Origin of the sequence: Hoeflea algicola, assembly GCF_026619415.1 — a bacterium.
GTDB lineage: Bacteria > Pseudomonadota > Alphaproteobacteria > Rhizobiales > Rhizobiaceae > Hoeflea > Hoeflea algicola.
In genome coordinates, this window is record NZ_JAOVZR010000001.1 from 3,569,055 (window position 1) to 3,592,603 (window position 23,549).

The window sequence follows — 23,549 nt, forward strand, 5'->3', positions numbered from 1 at the left end:
CGAACTGTGCCCGCCTGCGCGGGAGCGGGCCGGCTCAGGGGTGTGGGCCGAACACGAAGCGCGAATACCCCAGATAGGAAAACACGGTCGCCGAGCCGGATCCGAGGATCACGGCCAGAAACGGCGATATATCCGGCAACAACAGCAGGCAGGCCGAATAGACCGCGTAATTGAGCAACGCCGATGCGATGCCGACGCTGCCATAGCGTGCGCCCTCGACGCTCACCCGCCGGTGCGAGGCGCCGAAGGTGAAGGTGCGGTTGATCATGTAGGTGCACAGCATTGCAGCGGCGATCGCCAGCACCCGGGCGCTGAACGGATCCAGCAGCGAAAAATGCAAAAACAGCCAGAGCACGCCGACATCGACCGCGAAACCCAGCGCGCCGGCAAAAAGAAAGAAGGCGAATTTTCTCATGAAGCCAATTTTCGGCCTGTGTCATCGGTTGAGTTGGTGTCGGTTCGGTTCGCACGGCGCCGGCTCGGCGCGTCCGCATTGCGGCCCTCGCCACGGTCCTTATCATGGCCATCATCACGGTTTGTCGACAGCAACATATACTGAAAACGCTTCTGTTCTACCCTGCCGCGCGCCACCGAATCGAGAATGACGCCACCAGAGAAGATCATCAGCGACATCATCAGCAGCCCCACGGCGAGCATCCATGTCGGCATCCGTGTCACCAGCCCGGTGAGGAAATACTCGTTGAGTACCGGCACCATCAACACCATCGACAGGCCAAGCGTGGCCAGGCTGAGATAGCTGAAGAACGTAAACGGCCTGGTTTCCTTCATCAGCATGGCGAACATCCAGAGGATCTTGGCTCCATCCTTGAAGGTCGACAACTTCGATTCCGATCCTTCTGGTCGGCGCCCGTAGTCAAGCTGCAGTTCGGCCACCGGCAATTTCAGCACCGAAGCATGCACGCTCATCTCGGTTTCGATCTCGAAACCGCCGGAGACCGCCGGAAAGCTTTTGGCGAAACGGCGCGAAAATGCTCGGTAGCCTGAGAATATGTCGGAAAAATCATTTCCGAAAATCGACTTGTACAATGTGTTGAAAATCGAGTTGCCAAAGGCATGGCCCCGGCGGCCGGCGTCATCGGTAACCCCGCGCCGTGTGCCCACCACCATGTCGCAGCCTTCGGTCAGCAGGGTGCGGATCAGGTCCGGTCCATCGGCGGGCGCATAGGTTCCATCGCCATCGGCCATCAGGTAGATATCGGCCTCGATGTCGGAAAACATCCGCCGCACCACATGCCCCTTGCCCTGGCGCCGCTCGCGCACCACCGTGGCCCCGGCGAGTGCTGCGCGCAGGGCGGTCTGGTCCTTGGAATTGTTGTCATAGACATAGATCCGCGCCGTCGGCAGCGCCGCGCGAAAGCCGGCGACAACATCGCCAATCGTTTCGGCTTCGTTGTAGCAGGGCAGCAGCACCGCGATTTCGAGGCTTTCAAACACAGCGTCAGTCATGGGGATCCCCGTAATGTGTCGGCGCGTACGCCTGTGGCTTTACTATTTCTTGAGAAGGTTAAGGCTAGGTTGAACAAGATCTAGAAAGTGGGTTGGAGTTTCCTCGTGTCCAAGAGTAACCTGGCGATTGCCGAGGCCGGAATCCAAGCGGCCACGCCTGTCGGAAGTGCCAAGTCTATCACAAGCGCGCGGTCTGCAAGCCCGCTGGCCCCATTGCACAAATCGGTCTGGCTGGTGTTCGCGCTGTTCGTGCTGTTGACCACGGTCATGCATTTTTCTTCCTATGTCGATTATGTCGGCGCCGACAATGACGACGTTCTGCGTCTGGTTCAGGTGCGCGATCTGCTTTCCGGTCAGGGTTGGTTCGATCTCACCCAGACACGGCTCGGCCTGGAGGGCGGCACGCTGATGCACTGGTCGCGGCTGATCGACCTGCCGATCGCCAACCTGATCATGCTGTTCTCGCTTGTCATGAGCCCGACGCTGGCCGAAGCCTCGGCGCTCTTTGTCTGGCCGCTGCTCACAGTGCTGCCGATCTTCTACGCGCTGGCGCTGAGCGGCGGAATCCTGGGCGGTGTGTCGGGTCGATTGATCGGCCTCGCCCTGGCAGTCCTGTTCGTGCTTGGCTTCAACCGCTTCCAGCCGGGTTCGATCGATCATCACAATGTCCAGCTCGGACTGATGGCGGTGATGGCCACCTGCCTGATCCTGCCGCGGCGTCCGCCGCTGGCCCATGCGATTGCCGGCATTGCCGCAGCATTGGCGATCGCCATCGGCGCCGAGACGACACCGCATGTGGCCATCGTCGCGCTGATCGTTGCCGGCCAGTGGCTCTGGCTTGGTGAGGCGATGAAGCCGGCGGCGCAGGCTTTCGCGCTGGCCATGGCGGCAACCCTGACAGCTGCGTTCTTCATCACCGTACCGCCTGCGCAATATGGCCTGGTTGCCTGCGATGCGCTGTCGACTGGCTTCTATTCGCTCGGCGTTGTCGGCGCCGGCGCCTTTTTTCTGGCGGTGGCATCGACCTCGCGCCAGAGCTTCGCTGTTCGCTTCGCCGCCCTCGGCCTTGTCGGCACAGGCACTCTAGGCCTGGCGGCAACTGTTGCTCCGCAATGCCTGGGCAACCCGCTCGCCAATCTCGATCCGCTGCTGGTCACCATGTGGCTGAACAATGTCACCGAAGCCCAGTCAATCCTTGGTGAGTTCAGGGCCCAGCCCTGGGCGGTCGCCGGTTTCTACGCGGTCCCGGTGCTGGCGATGGGTTTGTGCGTTCGCAGACTCATGCAGGGCCGCGACACCCACGCCCATGGCGTGTTGCTGGCGTTGCTGCTTGTCTCCTGGGCAATTGCGCTGGTTCAGGTGCGCGGCGCGATCTTTGCCAATCTGATCTCCGCTATTCCGCTGGCCGCACTTGTTGCCGAACTTCGCACCCGCTCCAATGCCAACCCGAAAGACCTTCGCAAGGGGCTGGCCTTTGCCGGCATGGCCTTCGCCTCGGTGCCGGTCGTCTGGGCCTTGTCGGGTGCGGTGTTGTCTATGGGTGTCGACAAGATCACCGGCACAGCCAGCGCAGCGGAAGAAGAGGAAATCTCCTGCACGTCGGGTGAAGCCCTGGCCGATCTTGCCCGTGAACCCACGGGCGTGGTCGCGGGGCCGTCAAATCTCGGCGCGCATATCCTGCGCTTTACCCGCCACCGGGTGCTTTCTGCGCCCTATCACCGCAACCAGGGCGGCATGCTCACCGAACTGCATGCGGCGATGGCACCGCCGGTGGATGCGGTCAAGTTTCTGCGTGGCGCCGGCGTCACCGTGATTGCCTATTGCCGGAGCGACCCGCAGGTCTCCAACGTCATCAAGGTTGCTCCCGAAGGGCTTTACGCGCAATTGGCCAAGGGGCAGGTGCCTGCCTGGCTTGAACCTGTGCCGGGAACGCTGAGCAAGCCACTGCAGCTTTATCGGGTTGCTCCGTAACATCACGTCAGCGTCGGTTTTCATGGGCGGGCCGTCGCGCTATCGTGGTGTTCCGTGATTTGCGCACAATGCGCCGAGCGGAAGACGGAGTTCGACAATGACCGGCATGCCCGTACGCAAGATTATTAGCCATGTCGCTGCCGCCATGGCCGCCTTCCTGGTCCTGCTGGGATTGCCGGTCGTGACCGCCGCGCAGGCTGCTGATTCCGGCAAGCCGGCCAAACAGATCTTTGGCGCTGCCAGTTTGCCAGCGCTGTTGCCTGCCCGCGCGGTCGGATTTTATTCCAAAGGCTGCCTGGCCGGCGGCGTTGCCATTCCCACGGACGGTCCGACCTGGCAGGCCATGCGGCTGTCGCGCAACCGGCGCTGGGGCCACCCGGATTTGATCGCGCTGGTCGAAAAGCTGTCACGGGAAGCGGCCGCCCGGGATGGCTGGCCCGGCCTTCTGGTTGGCGATATTGCCCAGCCGCGTGGCGGACCGATGCTGTCGGGCCACGCCTCGCATCAGGTCGGACTCGACGCCGATATCTGGTTGACGCCGATGCCTAACCGCACTCTGTCGGCACGTGAACGCGAGGATATTTCCGCGACCTCGATGCTGAAAAAGAACACGCTCTTTGTCGATGATGCTGTCTGGACCGACGCCCATGCCCGGCTGCTCATGCGGGCAGCAAGCTATCCCGAGGTTGAGCGTATTTTTATCCATCCCGGCATCAAGAAGAAACTGTGCGACAGCTGGCGTGGCGACCGCTCGGCGATGGGCAAGCTCCGTCCCTATTACGGCCACCACTATCATTTCCACATTCGCATCAAATGCCCGCCCGGCGTCAGCGGATGCCGCAGCCAGAACCCGCCGCCAACGAGTACCGGATGCGACAACTCGCTGGCCTGGTGGTTCACCGACGAACCCTGGGCGCCGGCCAAGCCCAGCAAGGACGACAAGCCCAAGCCGAAGCGGCGTCAGGTCACGTTAGCCGATCTGCCAAAGGCCTGCACCGCCGTGGCATCGGCCCCTGCGCCCAGCTCGGAAGCACAAGTTACCTTTGGCGTCGATCCGATAGCCAATATCGCCAGGGCCAATGCCGGCACGGTTACCGCATCGGGGTTTGCCCCCTTGCCGCTGAATGTTCCATTGCCGACGCCGCGCCCCACTAATTAGACGGGGTCACCTGGCTGTCATCCAAATTTCATGCGTCAGGCGGCTTTCGCAGCTGTCGGAGACAGGCTATAGACTGAGCTTTCAAATCGATTGAAAGCAGCAAATTCGTCAGGCTGCGAATTTTTGGGAACATGAAGAGCCATGACGCTCCGCAAAGCCATCGCATTGATCGCGCATGATCAGAAAAAGGACGATCTCGCCGCGTTTGCGAAGTCGCACGAACAGGCGATGAAGGCATTTCCGATCGTCGCCACCGGCACCACCGGCGCCCGCATCATCGATGCCTGCCCGGATCTGGATGTGACGCGGCTCAAGAGCGGACCGCTGGGCGGTGACCAGCAGATAGGCGCTCTGATCGCCACCGGCGATGTCGGCCTGGTGATCTTCTTCGTCGACCCGTTGACGGCCATGCCGCACGATGTCGACGTCAAGGCGTTGATGCGGCTCGCCATCGTCTATGATGTTCCCATGGCGCTGAACCGCGCCACAGCCGAAACTCGGCTGAAGGCGCTTGCCTGAACGGCGGAATTCCCATCGCGCGGCCACGGCCGCGCCGCAACAAGATCAAGTATGACAGGGACGATAATCATGGCCACTCCCAGTGATAACGACCACACCATCGCGTTTCCAATCCTGATCGGCGATATTGGCGGCACCAATGCGCGCTTCGCCATTCTGGTCGACGCCTATGCCGAGCCGAAGCAATTCCCGATCCTGGCGACCGCGGATTTCGCCACCCTCGATGAGGCGATCCAGACCGAGGTGCTCGACAAGACCTCGCTGCAGCCGCGATCGGCGATTTTGGCGGTGGCAGGGCCGATCAAGGGCGACGAGATCGATCTGACCAACAACAACTGGGTGGTCAGGCCCAAGGCCCTGATCGAGGAACTGGGGTTTGAAGATATCGTGGTGGTCAATGATTTCGAGGCGCAGGCGTTGGCTGCTGCCTCGCTCGGGCCCGAACATCTCGAGAAGATCGGTGGCGGCGAAATCCGCCCGGCTTCCTCGCGGGTCGTGGTTGGCCCCGGCACCGGACTTGGCGTTGCCGGTCTGGTGCATGCACGCCACACCTGGTATCCGGTGCCTGGCGAGGGTGGTCATATCGACATTGGTCCGCGTAGCCCGCGCGATCTTGAACTGTTCCCGCATTACCAGTCGATCGAAGGCCGTATTGCTGCCGAACAGTTGTTGTGCGGACGCGGATTGATGAACATCTACCGCGCCGTCAGCAAGGTTGGTGGTTGCCCGGCAAAGGCTACCAACCCGGCCGAAGTTACCGCCGCCTGGGCGGATGGCTCCGATCCGGCCGCAGTCGAGGCGATCGAACTTTTCGTCACTTATCTCGGGCGGATTGCCGGTGATCTGGCGTTGATCTTCATGGCTCGAGGCGGCGTCTTTCTGGCCGGCGGTATCGTCCAGAAGATCATCCCGGCACTCAAGCACCCGCGTTTTCGTGAAGCTTTTGAAGACAAAGCGCCGCATGGCGCCATCATGAAGGCGATTCCGACCTTCGTCATTACCCATCCGTTGGCGGCGTTGTCCGGCCTTGCCGCCTATGCCCGCACACCGGTGCGCTTTGGGGTCGCAACTGAAGGACGGCGCTGGAAAGCATAGGCAAACCGGCTTCAACCGGTTATAGAGCCGCTGTGAACGGGGTCGGCATGGCCGACCCGAATGCGGCGAGGCGGCCGGCTAGCCGGACCACCGGACAGGATTGAACTAATTTGGCGCGCGGCACACACATCAAGGACGATGTTGAAACCCTGACGATGGTGATCCGCCGGATCATCCGCGAAAACGGTCGGGACTATATCAAGACCTACATTTTTGCAGCTGTCTGTCTGGTTCTGATCGCCGGTTCCACGGCCTTTATGGCCTGGATCATGGAAGCCGTCATCAACGAAGCCTTCGCCAACAAGAATACCGATGTGATCTGGTTGATCTGCGGCGGGGTTCTCGCATCCTTCGTCATCCGCGGCGCCGCCTCCTATGGGCAGGCGGTGGCGCTGGCGCAGGTCGGCAACAATCTCGTTGCCCGCTATCAGCAACGGCTGGTCAATCATCTGATGTCGCTCGGTGTGAGCTATTTCAGCGAAACCCGCTCGGCCCAGATTGCCGCCCAGATCAGCCAGAACGTCACCGGCATCCGTGACGTCATGAACCTGACGATCACTTCCTTTGCACGCGATCTCCTGACACTGATTGCGCTCCTGGTGGTGATGGTGGCAAAGGATCCGGTGCTCAGCCTGATCGTTTTCGTCGTCGCGCCGCCGGTATTGATCGCCTTGCGCTATATCTCCAAACGGCTGCGCAGTGCGACCCGCGAGGCGATTGATTTTAACAGCCGGGTGCTTTCGGCCATGCAGGAAACGGTGCAGGGCATCACCATCGTCAAGGCTTTCACGATGGAAAGTCAGATCAGCGCCCGCACGGCCAAACTGATCGGGGCCGCCGAGGGGCGTTCCAACCGCATTGCCAGGCTCACCGAGCGGACCTCGCCACTGACCGAGACTGTCGCCGGTCTGGCGATTTCGGGCGTTATCGCCTATGCGGCCTACCGCTCGATCTATGACGATGTACTGCCGGGCGCCTTTTTCTCCTTCATCACCGCGCTGCTGCTCGCCTACGATCCAGCCCGCAAACTGGCGCGGCTGCAGATCAATCTTGAGCGCGCCGTCGTCAATGCCCGGATGATTTACGAAATTCTCGACGAGGAACCGACCCAGGGCGACAAGCCTGGCGCCACCGATATCAAGATAGACCGTGGCGGCGAGATTGAATTCCGCAATATCGGTTTTGCATACGGGTCGGGCGAGAAGGTACTCGACGACGTCAGCTTTATAGCCGAAGCAGGCAAGACCACGGCCATCGTCGGTCCGTCCGGTGCTGGCAAGTCGACCTTGATAAGCTTGGTTCCGCGTTTTTACGATCCGACCGCGGGGCAGGTGCTGATCGACGGCGTCGACATTGCCTCCGTAGCCAAGCGCTCGCTGCGTCACCAGATAGCCTATGTTTCGCAACAGCCCTGGCTGTTTGAAGGCACTATCCGCGACAACCTGCGCTATGCCCGGCCCGATGCCACCGACGCCGAGATCGAGCAGGCGGCGCGGCTCGCCAACGCCCATGATTTCATCCTGACCCAGCCGCAGGGCTATGACACACCACTGGGTGAAAACGGCGCCAATCTGTCCGGCGGTCAGCGTCAGCGCATTTCGATTGCCCGGGCGTTGGTGCGCGATGCGCCGATCCTGCTGCTCGATGAAGCCACCTCCGCGCTCGATAACGAATCGGAAGCCGCCGTTCAGAAGGCACTCGACAGCGCCATGCGGGACCGCACCGTGTTGGTCATCGCGCACCGGCTGTCAACCATCGCCAAGGCCGACAAGATCATCGTCATGCAGGCCGGAAAGGTGGTTGAAAGCGGCAGTCACGCTGATCTCAGCGGCACCCGTGACGGGCTTTATTCAAGGCTTCAGGCCTACAGCGGTGGCGGCGGCGAGATCCACGATGATACAACCGATCGGCAGGGAGAAGAGCAATGAGCCAGGCAGTGGCCAGCATGGGCTTGATTGTCGTCGGCGCGGCGGGGCGCATGGGGCAGTCGCTAATTCGCACCATCGACGAAATCGACGGTGTACACTTGGCAGGCGCCATTGAACGCACAGGATCAGACGCGCTAGGCCGCGACGCCGGCGTACTGGCAGGCCTTGGCCCCAACGGGGTTACTGTGACCGACGACGCACTGCCGGTTTTCGCCCAGGCCGATGGGGTTCTCGATTTCACCGCGCCAGCGGCCAGCCTCGAATTTGCCGATCTTGCCGCCCAGGCGCGGATCGTCCACGTTATCGGCACCACCGGCATGAGCGAAAGTGACGAGCCCCGGCTCAAGGCCGCCTCGCGCCATGCCCGCATCGTCAAGTCCGGCAATATGAGCCTCGGCGTCAATCTGATGTCAGTGCTGGTGCGCGATGCCGCGCGGGCGCTGGCTGCTGCCGATTGGGACATCGAGGTGCTGGAAATGCATCACCGCCACAAGGTCGACGCGCCGTCGGGTACCGCGCTGCTTTTGGGCGAGGCTGCAGCCGAAGGTCGCGGTATTGATCTGGCCACCCATTCGGTCCGGGTTCGCGATGGCCACACCGGCGCGCGCGAAGAAGGCTCGATCGGCTTTGCCACGTTGCGGGGCGGTTCGGTTGTCGGCGAGCACACGGTAATGCTGGCAACCGAGGGCGAAACCATCGAACTCAGCCACAAGGCCACCGACCGTTCGATTTTTGCCCGAGGCGCGGTGCGCGCAGCGCTCTGGGCCTGGCCGCAGAAACCGGGCTATTATTCGATGCTCGACGTGCTCGGCCTTGCCGGCCGCGACTGAACTCTATCTGTCACAGACAAAGGAAATCATCATGTCCGGAACGCTCGTCCTCGTCCGCCACGGCCAAAGCGAATGGAATTTGAAGAACCTGTTCACCGGGTGGAAAGACCCGGACCTGACCGAACTCGGCGTAGAGGAAGCCAAGACCGGCGCCCAGGCGCTGAAACAAACCGGGCTGAAATTCGACATTGCCTTTACGTCGGTGCTGATTCGCGCCCAGCACACGCTTGATCTGATCATGGAGGGCATCGGTCAGACCGATCTCGAAGTGATCCGCGACGAAGCGCTCAACGAGCGTGACTATGGCGATCTTGCCGGTCTCAACAAGAATGATGCGCGCAAGAAATGGGGCGAGGAGCAGGTTCACATCTGGCGCCGCTCCTACGACGTGCCGCCGCCCGGTGGCGAAAGCCTGAAAGACACCGGCGCCCGGGTCTGGCCCTATTACATGATAGAAATCCTGCCCCGCGTGCTGCGCGGCGAGACTGTTCTGGTAGCCGCCCATGGAAATTCCCTGCGCTCGCTGGTGATGATCCTCGACCGGCTGACCCGGGACCAGATCCTCAAGGTCAATCTCGCGACCGGCGTGCCGATAGTCTACAAGCTCAACGCCGATTCCACCGTCGCTTCCAAGGAAGTGCTGGGCGACATGTCCAAGGCGCACTGACGCCGTTGGTCGCAGAACCGCGAAAAATCCGCCGGGCTATGCCAGGCGGATTTTTTCATGCCTGCTTCCCGCTTCAGACCGCCGCTGACTGCGCGCAGCCTGTTTCCCAGCCGAGCATCGCCCGCTTGCGGGTAATCCCCCAGTGATAGCCGGTCAGCGCGCCCGATTTGCCCAGCGCACGGTGGCATGGCACCACGAACGAGATCGGGTTGCGGCCGACAGCCGCGCCCACCGCGCGCGCGGCTGTCGGCTTGCCGATGGCGCAGGCCACGTCATGGTAGGTGGAGGCCTGTCCGAGCGGAATTTTCAGCAGTGCCTCCCACACACGGACCTGGAAATCGGTGCCGATCATGACGATCCTGAGTGGCTGGTCGGCGCGCCATTGCTGCGGCGAGAAGATCCGCTCGACATAGCCGGCGGTTGCCTGTTGATCCTGAACCAGCCGTGCTCCGGGCCAGCGCCGGGCCATGTCTTCGAGCGCCGCGGCCTCCCCACCCGGATCAGCAAATGCCAGACCGCACAGCCCGCGCGATGTCGCCAGCAGCACCGCGGTGCCGAACGGGCAGGGGTGAAAGCCATACTGGATTTCAAGACCATCGCCGCCGGTCTTGAAATCGCCCGGGCTCATCGCTTCGTGGGTGACGAACAGATCATGCAGCCGCCCCGGGCCCGACAGGCCCAACTCGTAGCTCGCATCCAGAAGCGGCAACCGCTCGTGGCCCAGCAACCGCCGGGCATGGTCGAGGGTGACCGCCTGCAGGAATGCCTTGGGCGTCAGCCCGGCCCAGCGGCTGAAGGTTTTCTGCAACCGCCCCGGGCTCACTTGCAGATCCGCCGCGATCTCCTCAAGCGATGGTTGCGCGCGATAGTCCAGCGAAATGCGTTCGATGGTCTTGCGCACCAGGTCGTAGTCTTCGCCGGCGGGCGTGATGTCGCGGTCAAGCGTGGCCTGTATGGTCATGGCAAATCTCCTTGGCCGCACTCAACCATGCAGCCCTGCCGCGCGCCACCCGAAACCGGCCGCCCTGGCGGTAATCGGTGCGTGCGAATGCATGTCGCACAAAATGCGCAGCGATTTTGCGATACTGACATGCAAAAGCAAGCCAATCCGCGTCACTCATAAACGGTGAAAACGTCCACGCATTTGAGGCTTTGACGTTAACCCACTGCGGCAGAATCGATGCGATTTACATAGGTCGCTTATCCAACTCAGGCGCAGGCGCTCTTCTGACCGTCCGTCAACAGCGTGAATCGCGCGGCCGTGATCGACAGGTTGTCAATCAGGCGGACGCCGTCCAGCCAGACCGCAATGAACAACCGTGTCGGGCGGTCAGCGATCTCAAGTGGAACAAGGTCGGGTTCGCTGCGCAGTTCCAGATAATCGATGTCGTTGATGCCTACGCTTGTCAGTTCCTGGCGGGCGGTGGCCAGCGCCTCGGGGACCGGCGTTCCATTTTTGATAGCTACGGCAGTCGAGGTGAGAATCCGTCTGATCAACGGGGCGGCAGCGCGGGCTTCAGGGTTGAGGCGCAGGTTGCGCGACGACATCGCCAGACCGTCCTCCTCGCGGACAGTCGGGCAGGCGACGATTTCGGTATTCAGGTCGAGATCGGTGGCAAGGCGGCGAACGACCTGAAGCTGTTGATAGTCCTTTTCTCCGAAGAAAGTGAAATCGGCATCGGTCTGAAGCAGGAGCTTGGTTACCACCGTCGCAACGCCGTCGAAATGTCCCGGTCTCGTGCCGCCGCACAGGCCACCGCTGACACCTGAAACCGTAATCGTTGTGGCGAATCCGTCAGGGTAAATCTCTTCGGGGTTCGGCACGTAGAGGATGTCGACGTCAAATGGCGCGAGTTTTTCCGCGTCGCTCTCCTCCGTGCGGGGGTAGTTTACAAGATCCTCCGGATTATCGAACTGCCGGGGATTGACGAAAATTGTGACGATCACTCGGTCTGCCCGATCGCGCGCTGTGCCAACCAGGCTGAGGTGGCCCGAATGGAGGGCGCCCATGGTCAACACGACGCCGATCGTCTCGCCGGATCGGCGCCAGGCGGAAGTCACGGCACGCAGGTCGGATTTGCGGCGGATGATCTTCATACAGAGTTTCCTTCGTCGGCGAACAGATGATTGGGGCTGGGGAAAGTCCGTGCACGAACCTCCTTGGCATAGAACCGGATAGCCTCGGCCGCATCGGTGGCGAGATCGCCAGCGCTTGGAGCTTTTTGCTGGGCAGGCTCACTCATTTGAATTCCACAAGGTTACCTGACGGCAACCGGATAAGGGGCTCGGCGGTGTTTCGCAAGTGCAGCATACTGGAGCAGTCGTTTAAATGCTTGGTCCCGGTTTTGATGCATCGTATTGACGATGAATCTTTCGGCTTCACCGCATTTTCACCGTTGCCAGCGCCCGCTGGAAGGCCGCGGCAAAGCTTTCCTTGTCGTCCGGATTGAGGAATCCGCCGATCTCGGTTTGCCGGCCTTCGCCGACAATCTGCATCTCGGTGATGCCGATTTCCTCATGCCGGGCGATATTGAACCGGGCCCAGAACGGGTTGAACCGGTGCTCTTCCGAGCGGCCCGAGGGGGCGACCTTGCGCACATCCAGGTTGACGCGTGACAGGCGCACGAATTCGCGGGATCGCCCGGAGCGGTAGCTCAACCAGAAGGCGCCGAACAGCAGCGCCAGATCGAGACCGAAAAAACCGAACACCGGCCAGGCGCCGGCCATGGCGAACACCACCATATGCGCCACCGTTACCACGGTGACCAACGACATCAGCACTCTGAACCCGGTCCGGCCGAGCGACCGGTAGGGGCTCAGCACCGCTTCAAACATCGTTTCTTCATTGGGATTGTTGGTCATCTTCCTTGCCTCGGTTTGCCAGAGACCCGCCCGATTGATTATAGGGAAGAAATGCAAAAGCCCAAGAGCTCGTCAGTGACCGAAAAGCCATCCATCCCGGCCAGAACCAGGCCGAAAGCCGCGACAAAACAGCCGACCGGCAAGGCTGCACCCGGACGGCGGCCGAGAATCCCCTACACCAAAGCCGAGATCCACGAAATATTCCGGCGCTTTTCGATCCAGCGGCCCGAGCCCAAGGGCGAGCTTGAGCACGTCAATCCGTTCACGCTGGTGGTGGCGGTGGCGCTCTCGGCGCAGGCCACAGATGTTGGCGTCAACAAGGCGACGCGGGCGCTGTTTGCTGCTGCCGACACGCCTGAAAAAATGCTGGCGCTCGGCGAAGACAAGGTTCGCGACTATATCAAGACCATCGGGCTTTACCGCAACAAGGCAAAAAACGTGATCGCACTGAGCCAGAAGTTGGTCGATGAATTTGGCGGCGAGGTACCGCGCACCCGCGAGGAACTGGTGACGCTCCCCGGCGTCGGCCGCAAGACCGCCAATGTGGTCATGTCGATGGCCTTTGGCGAACCGACGCTGGCGGTCGACACCCATGTCTTCCGCATTGGCAACCGCTTGCGGATCGCGCCGGGCAAGACCCCCGACGAGGTCGAACAGGCGTTCCTGCGGATCATTCCAAAGGAATACCTTTTCCACGCCCACCACTGGCTGATTCTGCACGGCCGCTATTGCTGCAAGGCGCGCAAACCCGAATGTGAACGCTGCGTCATAGCCGACATCTGCAAGTCACCAGAGAAGACTGTTGATGTTCCGGCACCGCTGGTGGAATTGCCGGTGTAGATTGTTTAGGGGGTAGGGCAGTCAACCTGGGTGGGTGCGTTGCCATCTTCTGCCGTTTCCGGCCCAAAGACGAACTTCGATTGTTCATCCGGGGACGCCCGCTTTGCGCCACGTGCAGGTCATTGAGCCGCCCAGATTCTAGGCCCGCAACCGGTCGTCGGATTGATCGCGCAACGCGGTAGTGTGCCATGCCAAACTGCGTGTGTCGCTGACATCGCTGTTGTGCCCGTCGCAAAAGTCGGCAAACAAGTGTCGCTTTAACGCGGCAGGCCTCCTTTCGTATTGCGTGGGGCAGCCCAACCACCAAGTGCTTCAGGCGCTACCCAAAAGGATCATTCTGCAACGGCGGCGTAGCCCGCCTCATACTGCTGCCAGTTCGCTACGTTGAACTTCATCTTGGTGTCACGGTGTCGACGGGAGGCGTCGTGCTTATGCCGCATGCAGGGCCGATGAAGCGATCATCGATCCTCACCGTATAGATGCAAAACGTTGAGATTTGCTCCGTGCAAAAATGCTCTCACACACAGAACACCAGATTCACACTTTCTTTGCCGTGCGGACTGACAGAATATTAAGCCCGCTCCTGCAATATCTCCGAAAATACAGGTCTTGAATCCTGTAAAAAAGGGGGTTGATGTGCGTTACCGAGAGACCGACGAAGTGTTCAAGACGCTGGTATCGGAACTTACCTCTACGATTTCCCCAACAACGATAATGGGCCTGACAATACTTGCCATAGGTCTGTTTGCCTACGAGAGCCTTGGCAGCACTGAAATTATGCTGGCCACCATCAGCGGAAGCGTTGCATCTCTTGCCAAAATTCTCGTTACGGTAGCCCACCGGCGCGCAAACGCCACGAAACGCGCAACCGTTGAGAATGCTGCCCGCTGGGAGATGGCGCACGGATTGCTCACCTTCGTCGTCGCCGCCTCTGTCGGTTTGCTCGCAACTGCGGTGTTCACCTATGACGACCTGTCATTACATATTCTTGCCGCAGCGCTGATCTTTGGATATTCGGCCGGTGTGGCAATCCGGATATCAGTTCGGCCATTGATCGCCGCGACTGCGATCACAATTGCAGGCATACCAACGACAATTTCCGCCATGCTCTACGGCGATACGGCCCACTGGATATTGGCGTCGATTTGTGCGGCCTTCCTGGTGGCGGCGATGCAGAGCGTCTGGCATGTCTACGGGACAGCCACCAAGCAAATCTGCCTACGTCTGGAGATGCAGCATCAGGCCCGCCACGATCCGCTGACAGGACTTCGCAATCGCACGGCACTTAGCGAGGCATTCGAGTCTCTTGGCCGTGCTGAAGATAGTTTGACCTGCGTGCACTGCTTCGACCTCGACGGCTTCAAGAGCGTCAATGACCGCTTTGGTCACGCGGTCGGGGATGAACTATTGGCAAGTATAGGAATTAGGCTCAGAGAGAACCTGGACCAACCGAATATCGCCGTACGCGTTGGCGGCGATGAATTTGCCATTCTTCAACCAGCTGTCAGGTATCCCGTTGAAGCTGACCTCCTGGCCAGAAAGATCGTAAATGTTCTGAGCTTGCCGTATCGGATTGCCGGTGAAGAGATCACCATTGGCATCAGCCTGGGGTACACGGTGGCACTCTCCGGCTCCGCGAAACTTGAACATATGATGGTTATTGCGGATAAAGCCTCCTACCGCGCTAAGCGCAACGGCGGCGGTATTGAGTGTGAATTTCCATCAACACTGGACCTCTGCACGTTCTCTTTCGCCGCATGACCGCTGCATTTGCAACATAGTCCTTCAACGCGCCGCGCTGTTTATGCAGGGTGTTGCGGGCGGGACCTGCCCCTGTTCACTTCACAGCATTCTGGGTGTGAGCCGGGCATCTGGGGCCCATAGACAGCTTCCTATCAACTGCGAACGGAAGCTGACTTTCAATCCCCACGCGCCCAAAGACCTCTACCCACCACCCATGGCGGTCAAACAGCATTTTCTCCTAATCGGCTTCGCCCCAACACTCCCCGGTCACCGCGCCCCAACCGCCTTCGCCGCAATCATCTTGTTGAGATGCACCATCATACCGGCGGCAAACATCGGGGTCAGCAGGTTCAAGAGCGGCACAGACAGGAAGGCGGCGATGATCAGGCCGGCGAAGAACACGGTGGTGCTGTGGCGTGACCTCAGCCGTTTGGCGTCCACTGGGCTCATCGACCGCATTGCCGCGAATTCGAAGAATTCCCGCCCCAGCAGATAGCCGTTGACCAGGAAGAATGCCGCCAGGTTGATGCCCGGCACTAAGAGCAGCAACAGCGCCAGCAGGTTGCCGAACGCGACCACCAGCAAGAATCCCAATGACTGGCGGATTGATTCGCCCAGCGGCATTGCCCGTCCCGGCTTGTCGTGCGGATAGTCGCGGGTCTCGATCACCTCGGCGATCTCGTCGAGAAACAGCCCGGCCATCACCGCCGTCACCGGCGCCACAAACAGCGCCAGCACCAGCGCCAGCCCGACCCCGGCGATGATGGCAGCGATCGTGCCGGCCCAACCGGCCCAGTCCGGCAATCCCGGCAGGAACGCGTCGAGCCAGGGCATGGCGACCAGCGAAAACAGCTCGCCAAGTCCGAACCACAGCCCGGCCAGCAGCAGCACCGTCAGGCCAAGTGATTTGAACAGCACCGACCGCGAAGCTGGCGACAACAGGTTGGATGCGCCCATCCGGGCGGCTTCGATGATCATTACCGGCTTTCTCCATCAACGCTGCGGCCGTCAAAAAACACCGGCCGGAACCTGGGTTTCGGCGGTGCCGGGCGGCCCTGAAGCATGTGGGGACGGCCGGCCTGCAGGTCAACCATTCACGCTTTTCGGATGCTGACGGAGGCCGCATAATAGCCGGTGACAGAGCGACACAAATCAGCCATGATTCGGGCGCTTGAGAGGCGCGTTGCGGATGGCCGCAACCCTCCAAATTTGTCCGGATTTCCCATGTCCGCACCGCGGATTCGCCCTGCCGTCCCGGCTGATATTGACGCGCTCGAAACAATCGAGAACGCGGTGTTTCCTACCGACCGGATTTCCCGACGCTCGTTCCGTACGCTGATCGACCGGCCGACCGCCGAAACGCTTGTCATCGAGACAGGGGGGCAGGTCTGCGGTTACGCCATGATCCTGTTTCGTGCCGGCGCTGCGCTGGCGCGGCTCTATTCGCTCGCCGTGGCGCCGGATCAGGCTGGCAAGGGCTACGGCAAGGCGCTGCTCGCCGCTGCCGAAGCCGCCGCCATGGAACATGCCCGGATCCTGCTCAGGCTCGAGGTGCGCGAGGACAATCAGGCCGCGATCGCGCTCTACAAGGCCGCCGGCTATCGCTACATCGGCCGCCACGATGATTACTATGAGGACGCGAGCGCAGCACTGCGGTTTGAAAAGCTGCTGCGCGGGTCCCAGACGCCCGAGGTCGATACCCCGTTTTACGAACAGACCGCGGATTTTACCTGCGGTTCGGCCTGCCTGTTGATGGCGCTTGCTCGGTTCAAGTCGCCCGCGTTTCTCGATCCGGTGTGGGAAATAAGGCTCTGGCGTGAGGCCACTACCGTGTTCATGCTCTCCGGCCCCGGCGGCTGCGAACCTTTTGGCCTTGCCACCGTCGCCCGCGCCCATGGGCTTGAGCCTGAAGTCTGGTGTTCGACCGAGGACATGCTGTTTCTTGAAACCGTGCGTGACCCGGAAAAGCGCCGGGTCATGGAACTGGCGCAGACCGATTTCCGCAGCCGCGTCGCCGAAGACAGAATCCCGGTCCACATCGAAGCCTTTACGCTCGACTGGCTGCGCGACCGGCTCGACAGCGGCGATGTCGCGCTGATTCTCGTCAGCGGTTATCTGATGATGGGCAAGAAGGTTCCCCACTGGGTGCTGGCCCATGGTGATGATGGTCGCCACATCTTTGTCCATGATCCCTGGGTAGAAGACGAAGTCGGGGAAACCGCCGCCGACGCCGCCAATATCCCCGTCCCCTACGCCGTTTTCGATCGTATCGCCCGTTTCGGCCGCTCCGGCCTGCGCGCCGCCGTTCTCATCAAGGGAAATCTGCCCGATGTCTGACTGGGTTATCATCGCCTCCGCGCTTGCCGGCTTCGATCACGCCGCCACCACCCACAAGGTGCTCGGCACCCGCGATTATCTTGCCCAGCCGGAGATGTTCCGCGGTGCACGGCCCAACATCATCAACCTGTCGCGTTCCTATAGCTACCAGAGCCGCGGCTATTACGCCTCGCTGCTGGCCGCCGCGCGTGGACAGCGGGTGATTCCCTCGGTTGAGACCATCATCGATCTGTCCGCCCGCAAGCTCTATGAAAATGCCATTCCCGAGCTCGAGGACGTGCTCAACAAATGCGTCTCGGCCACCGATGACGATCCGGCACCGGTGCGGCTCAGGGTGTTTTTCGGTACCAGCGGCGATGCCCGCTTCGAGCGCTTCTGCCGGTTGTTGTTTGACTGGTTCCGCGCCCCGGTGCTCGAAGTCACCATCAAGCACGGGGCCACATGGCTATCGATCCCGCGGATTGCGTTGCAGTCGACAACCAAGCTCGATGCGCCCGACCGCGAGCGGTTTTTCGAGGCCATGGCGCGCTACACCGCGCGACACTGGAAGGACGCCAAGGCCCGAGCCCCGGCGCGCTATTCCTTCGCCACGCTGGTTGATACCAACGAGGCGCTGCCGCCATCCTCCATCGACAGTCTCAAGCACTGGTCGCGGATCGCCGCACGGATGGGGGTGGCGGTCGAACCGATCGGCCGCAAGGACCTGCCGCGGCTTGCCACGTTCGATGCGCTGTTCATCCGTGAAACCACCTCGATCTCCAACCACACCTACCGTTTCGCCCGCCGTGCCCAGCAGGAAGGCATGCCAGTGATCGACGACCCGGTGTCGATGATCCGCTGCACCAACAAGGTCTATCTTAATGAATTGATGGCCGCCAACGGCATTCCGGTCCCGGCGACGGTGATGCTGATCGGCGCGGAGGATTTTACCCGCGCCGCCGACCAATTGGGCTTTCCGATGGTGCTCAAGGTGCCCGATTCCTCGTTCTCGCGCGGGGTCAAGAAGGTTGGCTCGATGGCTGAACTGAAGGCCTTGGCTGGTGCCTGGCTGACCGATTCCGAGGTGTTGATCGCCCAGGCCTACATGCCGACCACGTTTGACTGGCGTATTGGCGTGCTCGGCGGCAAGCCGCTGTTTGCCGTGCAATACCTGATGGCCAAGAAACACTGGCAGATCGTCAAGCACGACACCGGCGGTAAACCGCTGGAGGGTGGGTTCAAATCCTTCTCGCTGGCGCAGGTGCCGCCACTGGTGCTCGACACCGGCCTGCGCGCCGCCCGCTCGATCGGCGACGGGCTCTATGGCGTTGATCTCAAGGAGACCGATGATGGTGTGTTTGTCATAGAGGTCAACGACAACCCCAACATGGAGCACGGGGTCGAGGATGCGGCGGAAAAGGACGAGGTCTGGATCCGGCTGACCAACTGGTTCATCGAACGGATCACCATCTGAACCGGGGTGTCCTGACGCCGAGGGTGTCGCAAAACGGCGAAACAGGTTATAGCAGCCCGCCAGGCCCGAACCATCTGCGGGTGCCCGGGACCATCCGTCGGGATTGGTCTCCGGGGGTATCCGCCAAGACCGTTTGCCAGGAACGCATGAATGCAAAAACACGTTGATGACCGCCTCCGCCTTGACGAGATCGTCGATCCCGCGGTGCTGCGCGGCAGTTTCAATGCCATCGCCGAAAAGCATGGCGGCGCCAGCAGCGAAGCTCGCCAGGAACTGCTCGCCGAGGCCAAACGCGTCAACATCGAGGGGCGCGCCCGCGCTCGCGCCATGCTCTCCGAAGATGGCGGCGGCACGCTCTGCGCCCAGCGTATCTGCCATCTTCAGGATGTCATCACCGATGCGCTGTATGATTATGCCAGCATTCACGTCTACCGGGTCGAGAATCCATTGGTTTCGGAACACATGACCGTCACGGCGGTCGGCGGCTATGGCCGCGGAACCCTGGCGCCGGGCTCGGACATCGACCTGTTGTTCGTGCTGCCCTACAAGAAGACGCCCTGGACCGAGCAGGTGGTCGAGTGGATTCTCTACATCCTCTGGGACATGGGGCTGAAGGTCGGGCACGCCACCCGCAATGTTGATGAATGCATCCGGCTGTCGCGCTCCGACATGACCATTCGCACCGCCATTCTCGAAGCCCGGTTCCTGTGCGGCGCGCAGGCGCTGTTTGATGATCTGAGCGAGCGTTTTGAAAAGGAGGTGGTCGAGGGCACCGGCCCCGAATTCATCGCCGCCAAACTGCACGAACGCGACGAGCGCCATCGCAAGGCCGGCGACACCCGCTATCTGGTCGAACCCAACGTCAAGGAAGGCAAGGGCGGTTTGCGCGATCTCAACACGCTGTTCTGGATCGCCAAGTATTTCTACCATATCCGCGATACCAAGGAGCTTGTCGGCCTCGGTGTGCTGTCGCGGCGCGAGTTCAACCTTTTTGAAAAGGCCGAGGATTTTTTATGGGCAGTGCGCTGTCACATGCATTTCCTCACCGGCAAGGCCGAGGAACGATTGTCGTTCGACATCCAACGCGACATTGCCGCCGGCCTCGACTACCAGGACCACCCCGGCCTGTCCGCCGTCGAACGTTTCATGAAGCACTATTTCCTGGTCGCCAAGGATGTCGGCGACCTCACCCGCATCTTCTGTGCCGGTCTCGAGGACCAGCAGGCCAAGCAGGCGCCGGGCCTGACCGGCGTCATCAGCCGCTTTGCCAACCGTCCGCGCAAGATCCCCGGAACGCTCGATTTTCTCGAGGACAAGGGCCGCATCAACCTGGCCGATGCCGATGTCTTCAAGCGCGACCCGGTCAACATCATCAGGCTGTTTCACCTTGCTGATATCCGCGAGTTGGAGTTCCACCCCGATGCGCTCAAGCGGGTCACCCGTTCGCTCAGGCTGGTCAATGCCGATCTGCGCAATGACGAGGAAGCCAACCGGTTGTTCATGTCTATCCTGACATCGAAGCGCACCCCCGCGATCATCCTCCGGCGCATGAACGAGGCCGGCGTGCTTGGCAAGTTCATGCCCGAATTCGGCAAGATCGTCGCGATGATGCAGTTCAACATGTATCATCACTATACCGTCGATGAGCATCTGATCCGCACCGTCTCGGTGCTGTCGGGCATCGACAAGGGCGAAGACAGCCGCGAGCATCCGCTCGCCTCCAAGCTGTTTCCCGGCATCGAGGAACGCGAGGTGCTCTATGTCGCGGCCTTCCTGCACGACATCGCCAAGGGACGGCCGGAAGACCATTCCATTGCCGGCGCCAAGGTGGCGCGCAAGGTCTGCCCGCGGCTTGGCCTGTCGGCCAACCAGACCGAGCTGGTGGCCTGGTTGATCGAGGAACATCTGACCATGTCGATGGTCGCCCAGTCGCGCGATCTCAACGACCGCAAGACCATCACCGATTTCGCCGAGAAGGTGCGCTCGCTCGAGCGGCTGAAAATGCTGCTGGTGCTGTCGGTCTGCGATATCCGCGCCGTCGGCCCCGGGGTCTGGAACGGCTGGAAGGGTCAGCTTCTGCGCACACTCTATTACGAAACCGAGCTGATGCTGTCAGGTGGCTTTTCCGAAGTCTCACGCAAGCAGCGCTCGGCCCAGGCGCTGGAGGCCCTGTCGGAGGGGTTGGCCGACTGGGACGAGGTCGAGCGCGCCTCCTATCTGAAGCTGCATTACGAGCCCTATCTGCTCGCAGTGACGCTGGAGGAGCAGCTGCGCCACGCCCATTTCATCCGCGATGCCGACAGGGACGGCAAGCAATTGGCGACCATGGTGCGTACCAACGCGTTCCACGCCATCACTGAGATCACGCTGCTGTCGCCGGATCATCCGCGGCTGCTGTCGATTGTCACCGGCGCGTGTGCCGCCGCCGGCGCCAATATCGCCGACGCGCAGGTGTTCACCACCTCGGACGGCCGCGCGCTCGACACCATCCTGATCAACCGCGAATTGCCCGATGACGAGGACGAGCTGCGCCGCGCCGCCTCGATCGGCCGGATGATCGAGGATGTGCTGGCGGGCAGGACCCATATTCCCGAAGTGATCGCTCGCAAGTCACGCGGTAAGCGCAAGAACCGGCACTTTACCGTCAAGCCGCAGGTCAACCTCTCCAACGCGCTCTCGAACAAGTTCACGGTGATCGAGATCGAATGTCTCGACCGCTCGGGCCTGCTTTCGGAAGTGGCCTCTGTGCTGTCTGATCTGTCGCTCGATATCGCCTCGGCGCATATCACCACCTTCGGCGAAAAGGTGGTCGATACTTTCTATGTGCGCGACCTCGTCGGCCAGAAGATCACCAACGAAAACCGGCAGAACAACATTGCCGCACGCCTCAAGGCAGTACTGGCCAAGGAAGAAGACGAAGTGCGCGACCGCATGCCCCCCGGCATGATCGCGCCGCACAGCACCCGGCGCGGCCGCGCCCCGCATGAGAAAGCTGTCGTTCGCATGAGTCTGATCAAGAAATTTGCAAGCGTTGGCGGCGCCACCATGGCAAGCCGCGTGCTCGGCTTCGTGCGCGAGGCAATGATCGCCTCGTTTCTCGGTGCGGGGCCGGTGGCTGACGCGTTTTATGCAGCCTTCCGTTTTCCCAACCTGTTTCGCCGGCTGTTTGCCGAGGGCGCCTTCAATGCGGCCTTCGTGCCACTGTTTGCCCGGGAGATCGAAGCTGGCGGGCCGCTGGCGGCCAGGAAATTCGCCGAACAGGTACTGGCCGTGCTGGTGCTGTCGCTTGTGGTGCTCAGTGCGCTGGCGATGATCTTCATGCCGTTTCTGGTTGCCACCGTGATCGCGCCGAGATTTGCCGATGATCCGGCCAAATTCGATCTCACCGTGCTGTTGACGCGGATCATGTTTCCCTATCTGGCGGCCATGAGCCTGGTCGCCATGATGGCCGGCATCCTCAATTCGCTGCGCCGCTATTTTCTCGCAGCCCTTGCCCCGGTGCTGCTCAACATCGTGCTCGTCTCGGGGTTGATCATGTCGGGCTACCTCGCACTGTCGCAGGCCAATATCGGCGAGGTTCTGGGCTGGTCGGTAACCATTTCGGGTGCGCTTCAGCTCGGTCTGCTGGTTTGGGCTCTGCGCCGCGAAGGCTTCACCCTTGCTCCGGTGCGGCCGCGTCTGACCCCCGCCGTCAAGCGGCTGTTGTGGCTGGCGCTGCCGGCGGCGGTAACCGGCGGCATTACCCAGATCAATCTGCTGGTGGGCCAGATAATCGCCTCGGCCCAGGATGGCGCCATCGCCGTCATCAACTATGCCGACCGTCTCAATCAACTGCCGCTTGGCGTCATCGGTATTGCCATCGGCGTCGTGCTGCTGCCCGAATTGTCGCGTGCGCTCGGTGCCGGCGATACCCGCGAAGCCCAGCATCTGCAAAACCGCAGCCTCGAATTCGGTCTGGCGATCACCGTCCCCGCTGCTGTCGGTTTGGCATTGCTGCCGCAACCCTTCATCGCTCTGGTGTTCGAACGTGGCGCCTTTACCCGCGAGACCACGGTACTCACGGCGAGCGTGCTTGCCGCGTTTGCCATTGGCCTTCCGTCATTCGTGCTGAGCAAGATCTTCACGCCGGCCTTCTATGCCCGCGAGGACATGCGCACACCGCTTCTGGCCTCGATGGTCTCGGTGGTCATCAACATTGCCGGAAGCCTGATCCTGTTTCCCCGTCTCGGCGTCACCGGAATCGCCATCGCCACCAGTCTCGCCGGCTGGCTGCAGGCGCTCTATCTTGGGCAGCGGCTGCTTGCGCGTGACCTGTTCCGGCCATCCCCGCTGACCATCCGCCGGGTGGCGCTGATTCTGGTCGGTTCGGCACTGATGGGGGCGGTTCTATGGTGGATCGGCGAAAACTTCCCGCATCTGTTGCTCGATGCGACGCTGCTGGTTCGGCTCGGCTCGGTGCTGCTGACGGTGGTGGCGGGTGCCGCGGTCTATTTCAGCTTTGCCTTCCTCACCGGCGCACTCGACCGGGCCGAGTTCGCGCGGCTGTTCAGACGTCGCAAACGCTCCTGAGCACTATCTTATCTGTTGGTTGCCGCAGCTCCGACTGCTGGCGCCGCTCTTGACGCAGGCGCTTCCCGCCCGCATAACCCCGCCCGATTTCAACGAGGTATCCGGGCCC

At 61.4% G+C, this 23,549-nt stretch carries 19 protein-coding genes and 1 pseudogene; 13 read left to right on the forward strand and 7 right to left on the reverse strand.

Features of this window, described 5'->3' with window-relative positions; translation table 11 throughout:
* Window positions 1-34: 34 nt before the first annotated feature.
* Together OEG84_RS17405 and OEG84_RS17410 are read right to left on the reverse strand one after the other, a co-directional pair.
* Window positions 35-415, reverse strand: coding sequence for a GtrA family protein (locus OEG84_RS17405; protein WP_267654909.1), 381 nt, complete (start codon window positions 413-415; stop codon window positions 35-37).
* Window positions 412-1,467 (reverse strand): glycosyltransferase, encoded by a 1,056-nt coding sequence (locus OEG84_RS17410; protein WP_267654910.1) that lies wholly within the window; start codon window positions 1,465-1,467, stop codon window positions 412-414. The genes OEG84_RS17405 and OEG84_RS17410 overlap by 4 nt, the downstream gene beginning before the upstream one ends.
* A gap of 105 nt (window positions 1,468-1,572) precedes the next feature.
* Here OEG84_RS17410 and OEG84_RS17415 point away from each other — a divergent pair, with 105 nt between their 5' ends.
* From OEG84_RS17415 to OEG84_RS17445, 7 genes are all read left to right on the forward strand, one after another.
* Complete coding sequence (locus OEG84_RS17415) at window positions 1,573-3,438, forward strand: hypothetical protein (protein ID WP_267654911.1); 1,866 nt, start codon at window positions 1,573-1,575, stop codon at window positions 3,436-3,438.
* A 106-nt stretch (window positions 3,439-3,544) separates the two neighbouring features.
* Complete coding sequence (gene mepA / locus OEG84_RS17420) at window positions 3,545-4,597, forward strand: penicillin-insensitive murein endopeptidase (RefSeq protein ID WP_267656234.1); 1,053 nt, start codon at window positions 3,545-3,547, stop codon at window positions 4,595-4,597.
* A 141-nt stretch (window positions 4,598-4,738) separates the two neighbouring features.
* Window positions 4,739-5,116, forward strand: a complete 378-nt coding sequence (locus OEG84_RS17425) for a methylglyoxal synthase (protein ID WP_267654912.1) — start codon at window positions 4,739-4,741, stop codon at window positions 5,114-5,116.
* A gap of 69 nt (window positions 5,117-5,185) precedes the next feature.
* Complete coding sequence (locus OEG84_RS17430) at window positions 5,186-6,211, forward strand: glucokinase (RefSeq protein ID WP_267654913.1); 1,026 nt, start codon at window positions 5,186-5,188, stop codon at window positions 6,209-6,211.
* Window positions 6,212-6,366: 155 nt separating this feature from the next.
* Entirely contained in the window at window positions 6,367-8,139 is a 1,773-nt protein-coding gene (locus OEG84_RS17435; RefSeq protein ID WP_267656235.1) for an ABC transporter ATP-binding protein, read from the forward strand.
* Window positions 8,136-8,969, forward strand: coding sequence for a 4-hydroxy-tetrahydrodipicolinate reductase (gene dapB, locus OEG84_RS17440; protein WP_267654914.1), 834 nt, complete (start codon window positions 8,136-8,138; stop codon window positions 8,967-8,969). The genes OEG84_RS17435 and dapB overlap by 4 nt, the downstream gene beginning before the upstream one ends.
* A 31-nt stretch (window positions 8,970-9,000) precedes the next feature.
* A complete protein-coding gene (locus tag OEG84_RS17445; protein WP_267654915.1) occupies window positions 9,001-9,636 on the forward strand; it encodes a 2,3-bisphosphoglycerate-dependent phosphoglycerate mutase in 636 nt (211 codons plus the stop codon).
* A 73-nt stretch (window positions 9,637-9,709) separates the two neighbouring features.
* Here the strand turns inward: OEG84_RS17445 and OEG84_RS17450 are convergent, their stop codons facing one another.
* From OEG84_RS17450 to OEG84_RS17465, 4 genes are all read right to left on the reverse strand, one after another.
* Window positions 9,710-10,597 carry a bifunctional helix-turn-helix domain-containing protein/methylated-DNA--[protein]-cysteine S-methyltransferase gene (locus OEG84_RS17450; protein ID WP_267654916.1) on the reverse strand — a complete coding sequence of 296 codons (888 nt, stop codon included), beginning with the start codon at window positions 10,595-10,597 and terminating at the stop codon, window positions 9,710-9,712.
* Window positions 10,598-10,845: 248 nt separating this feature from the next.
* Window positions 10,846-11,733, reverse strand: coding sequence for a pantoate--beta-alanine ligase (gene panC, locus OEG84_RS17455; protein WP_267654917.1), 888 nt, complete (start codon window positions 11,731-11,733; stop codon window positions 10,846-10,848).
* Complete coding sequence (locus OEG84_RS17460; RefSeq protein ID WP_267654918.1) at window positions 11,730-11,879, reverse strand: hypothetical protein; 150 nt, start codon at window positions 11,877-11,879, stop codon at window positions 11,730-11,732. Before OEG84_RS17460 ends, panC begins: the two co-directional genes overlap by 4 nt.
* A gap of 136 nt (window positions 11,880-12,015) precedes the next feature.
* On the reverse strand, window positions 12,016-12,498 hold the full coding sequence (locus OEG84_RS17465; protein ID WP_267654919.1) for a DUF2244 domain-containing protein: 483 nt from the start codon (window positions 12,496-12,498) through the stop codon (window positions 12,016-12,018).
* Window positions 12,499-12,549: 51 nt separating this feature from the next.
* Here OEG84_RS17465 and nth point away from each other — a divergent pair, with 51 nt between their 5' ends.
* Window positions 12,550-13,338, forward strand: a complete 789-nt coding sequence (gene nth / locus OEG84_RS17470) for an endonuclease III (RefSeq protein WP_267654920.1) — start codon at window positions 12,550-12,552, stop codon at window positions 13,336-13,338.
* Window positions 13,339-13,947: 609 nt separating this feature from the next.
* Window positions 13,948-15,099, forward strand: coding sequence for a GGDEF domain-containing protein (locus tag OEG84_RS17475; RefSeq protein ID WP_267654921.1), 1,152 nt, complete (start codon window positions 13,948-13,950; stop codon window positions 15,097-15,099).
* A 249-nt stretch (window positions 15,100-15,348) separates the two neighbouring features.
* On the opposite strand, the gene OEG84_RS17480 is transcribed toward OEG84_RS17475, so the two are convergent.
* Window positions 15,349-16,059, reverse strand: coding sequence for a sulfate transporter family protein (locus OEG84_RS17480; RefSeq protein ID WP_267654922.1), 711 nt, complete (start codon window positions 16,057-16,059; stop codon window positions 15,349-15,351).
* 246 nt (window positions 16,060-16,305) lie between these two features.
* On the opposite strand from OEG84_RS17480, the gene OEG84_RS17485 reads away from it, so the two are divergent.
* The 4 genes and pseudogenes from OEG84_RS17485 (at window position 16,306) to murJ (ending at window position 23,440) form a co-directional block, all read left to right on the forward strand.
* Entirely contained in the window at window positions 16,306-17,418 is a 1,113-nt protein-coding gene (locus OEG84_RS17485) for a peptidase C39 family protein (RefSeq protein WP_267654923.1), read from the forward strand.
* Complete coding sequence (locus OEG84_RS17490) at window positions 17,411-18,871, forward strand: RimK family protein (RefSeq protein ID WP_267654924.1); 1,461 nt, start codon at window positions 17,411-17,413, stop codon at window positions 18,869-18,871. Before OEG84_RS17485 ends, OEG84_RS17490 begins: the two co-directional genes overlap by 8 nt.
* Before the next feature lie 150 nt (window positions 18,872-19,021).
* Window positions 19,022-21,856: pseudogene (locus OEG84_RS25390) on the forward strand ([protein-PII] uridylyltransferase); the annotation flags it as partial.
* Window positions 21,857-21,874: 18 nt separating this feature from the next.
* Window positions 21,875-23,440: a murein biosynthesis integral membrane protein MurJ gene (gene murJ, locus OEG84_RS25395; protein WP_324288264.1), complete on the forward strand. Its 1,566-nt coding sequence runs from the start codon at window positions 21,875-21,877 to the stop codon at window positions 23,438-23,440.
* The last annotated feature ends 109 nt before the right edge of the window (window positions 23,441-23,549 follow it).

Coding starts and splice junctions, on each gene's coding strand:
- mepA (WP_267656234.1), top strand. CDS start 3,545: ATGCCCGTACGCAAGATTATTAGCCATGTCGCTGCCGCCATGGCCGCC.
- dapB (WP_267654914.1), top strand. CDS start 8,136: ATGAGCCAGGCAGTGGCCAGCATGGGCTTGATTGTCGTCGGCGCGGCG.
- OEG84_RS17410 (WP_267654910.1), bottom strand. CDS start 1,467: ATGACTGACGCTGTGTTTGAAAGCCTCGAAATCGCGGTGCTGCTGCCC.
- OEG84_RS17430 (WP_267654913.1), top strand. CDS start 5,186: ATGGCCACTCCCAGTGATAACGACCACACCATCGCGTTTCCAATCCTG.
- OEG84_RS17490 (WP_267654924.1), top strand. CDS start 17,411: ATGTCTGACTGGGTTATCATCGCCTCCGCGCTTGCCGGCTTCGATCAC.
- OEG84_RS17425 (WP_267654912.1), top strand. CDS start 4,739: ATGACGCTCCGCAAAGCCATCGCATTGATCGCGCATGATCAGAAAAAG.
- OEG84_RS17445 (WP_267654915.1), top strand. CDS start 9,001: ATGTCCGGAACGCTCGTCCTCGTCCGCCACGGCCAAAGCGAATGGAAT.
- OEG84_RS17465 (WP_267654919.1), bottom strand. CDS start 12,498: ATGACCAACAATCCCAATGAAGAAACGATGTTTGAAGCGGTGCTGAGC.
- OEG84_RS17435 (WP_267656235.1), top strand. CDS start 6,367: ATGGTGATCCGCCGGATCATCCGCGAAAACGGTCGGGACTATATCAAG.
- OEG84_RS17450 (WP_267654916.1), bottom strand. CDS start 10,597: ATGACCATACAGGCCACGCTTGACCGCGACATCACGCCCGCCGGCGAA.
- OEG84_RS17405 (WP_267654909.1), bottom strand. CDS start 415: ATGAGAAAATTCGCCTTCTTTCTTTTTGCCGGCGCGCTGGGTTTCGCG.
- OEG84_RS17485 (WP_267654923.1), top strand. CDS start 16,306: ATGTCCGCACCGCGGATTCGCCCTGCCGTCCCGGCTGATATTGACGCG.
- panC (WP_267654917.1), bottom strand. CDS start 11,733: ATGAAGATCATCCGCCGCAAATCCGACCTGCGTGCCGTGACTTCCGCC.
- OEG84_RS17480 (WP_267654922.1), bottom strand. CDS start 16,059: ATGATCATCGAAGCCGCCCGGATGGGCGCATCCAACCTGTTGTCGCCA.
- murJ (WP_324288264.1), top strand. CDS start 21,875: ATGAGTCTGATCAAGAAATTTGCAAGCGTTGGCGGCGCCACCATGGCA.
- OEG84_RS17460 (WP_267654918.1), bottom strand. CDS start 11,879: ATGAGTGAGCCTGCCCAGCAAAAAGCTCCAAGCGCTGGCGATCTCGCC.
- nth (WP_267654920.1), top strand. CDS start 12,550: ATGCAAAAGCCCAAGAGCTCGTCAGTGACCGAAAAGCCATCCATCCCG.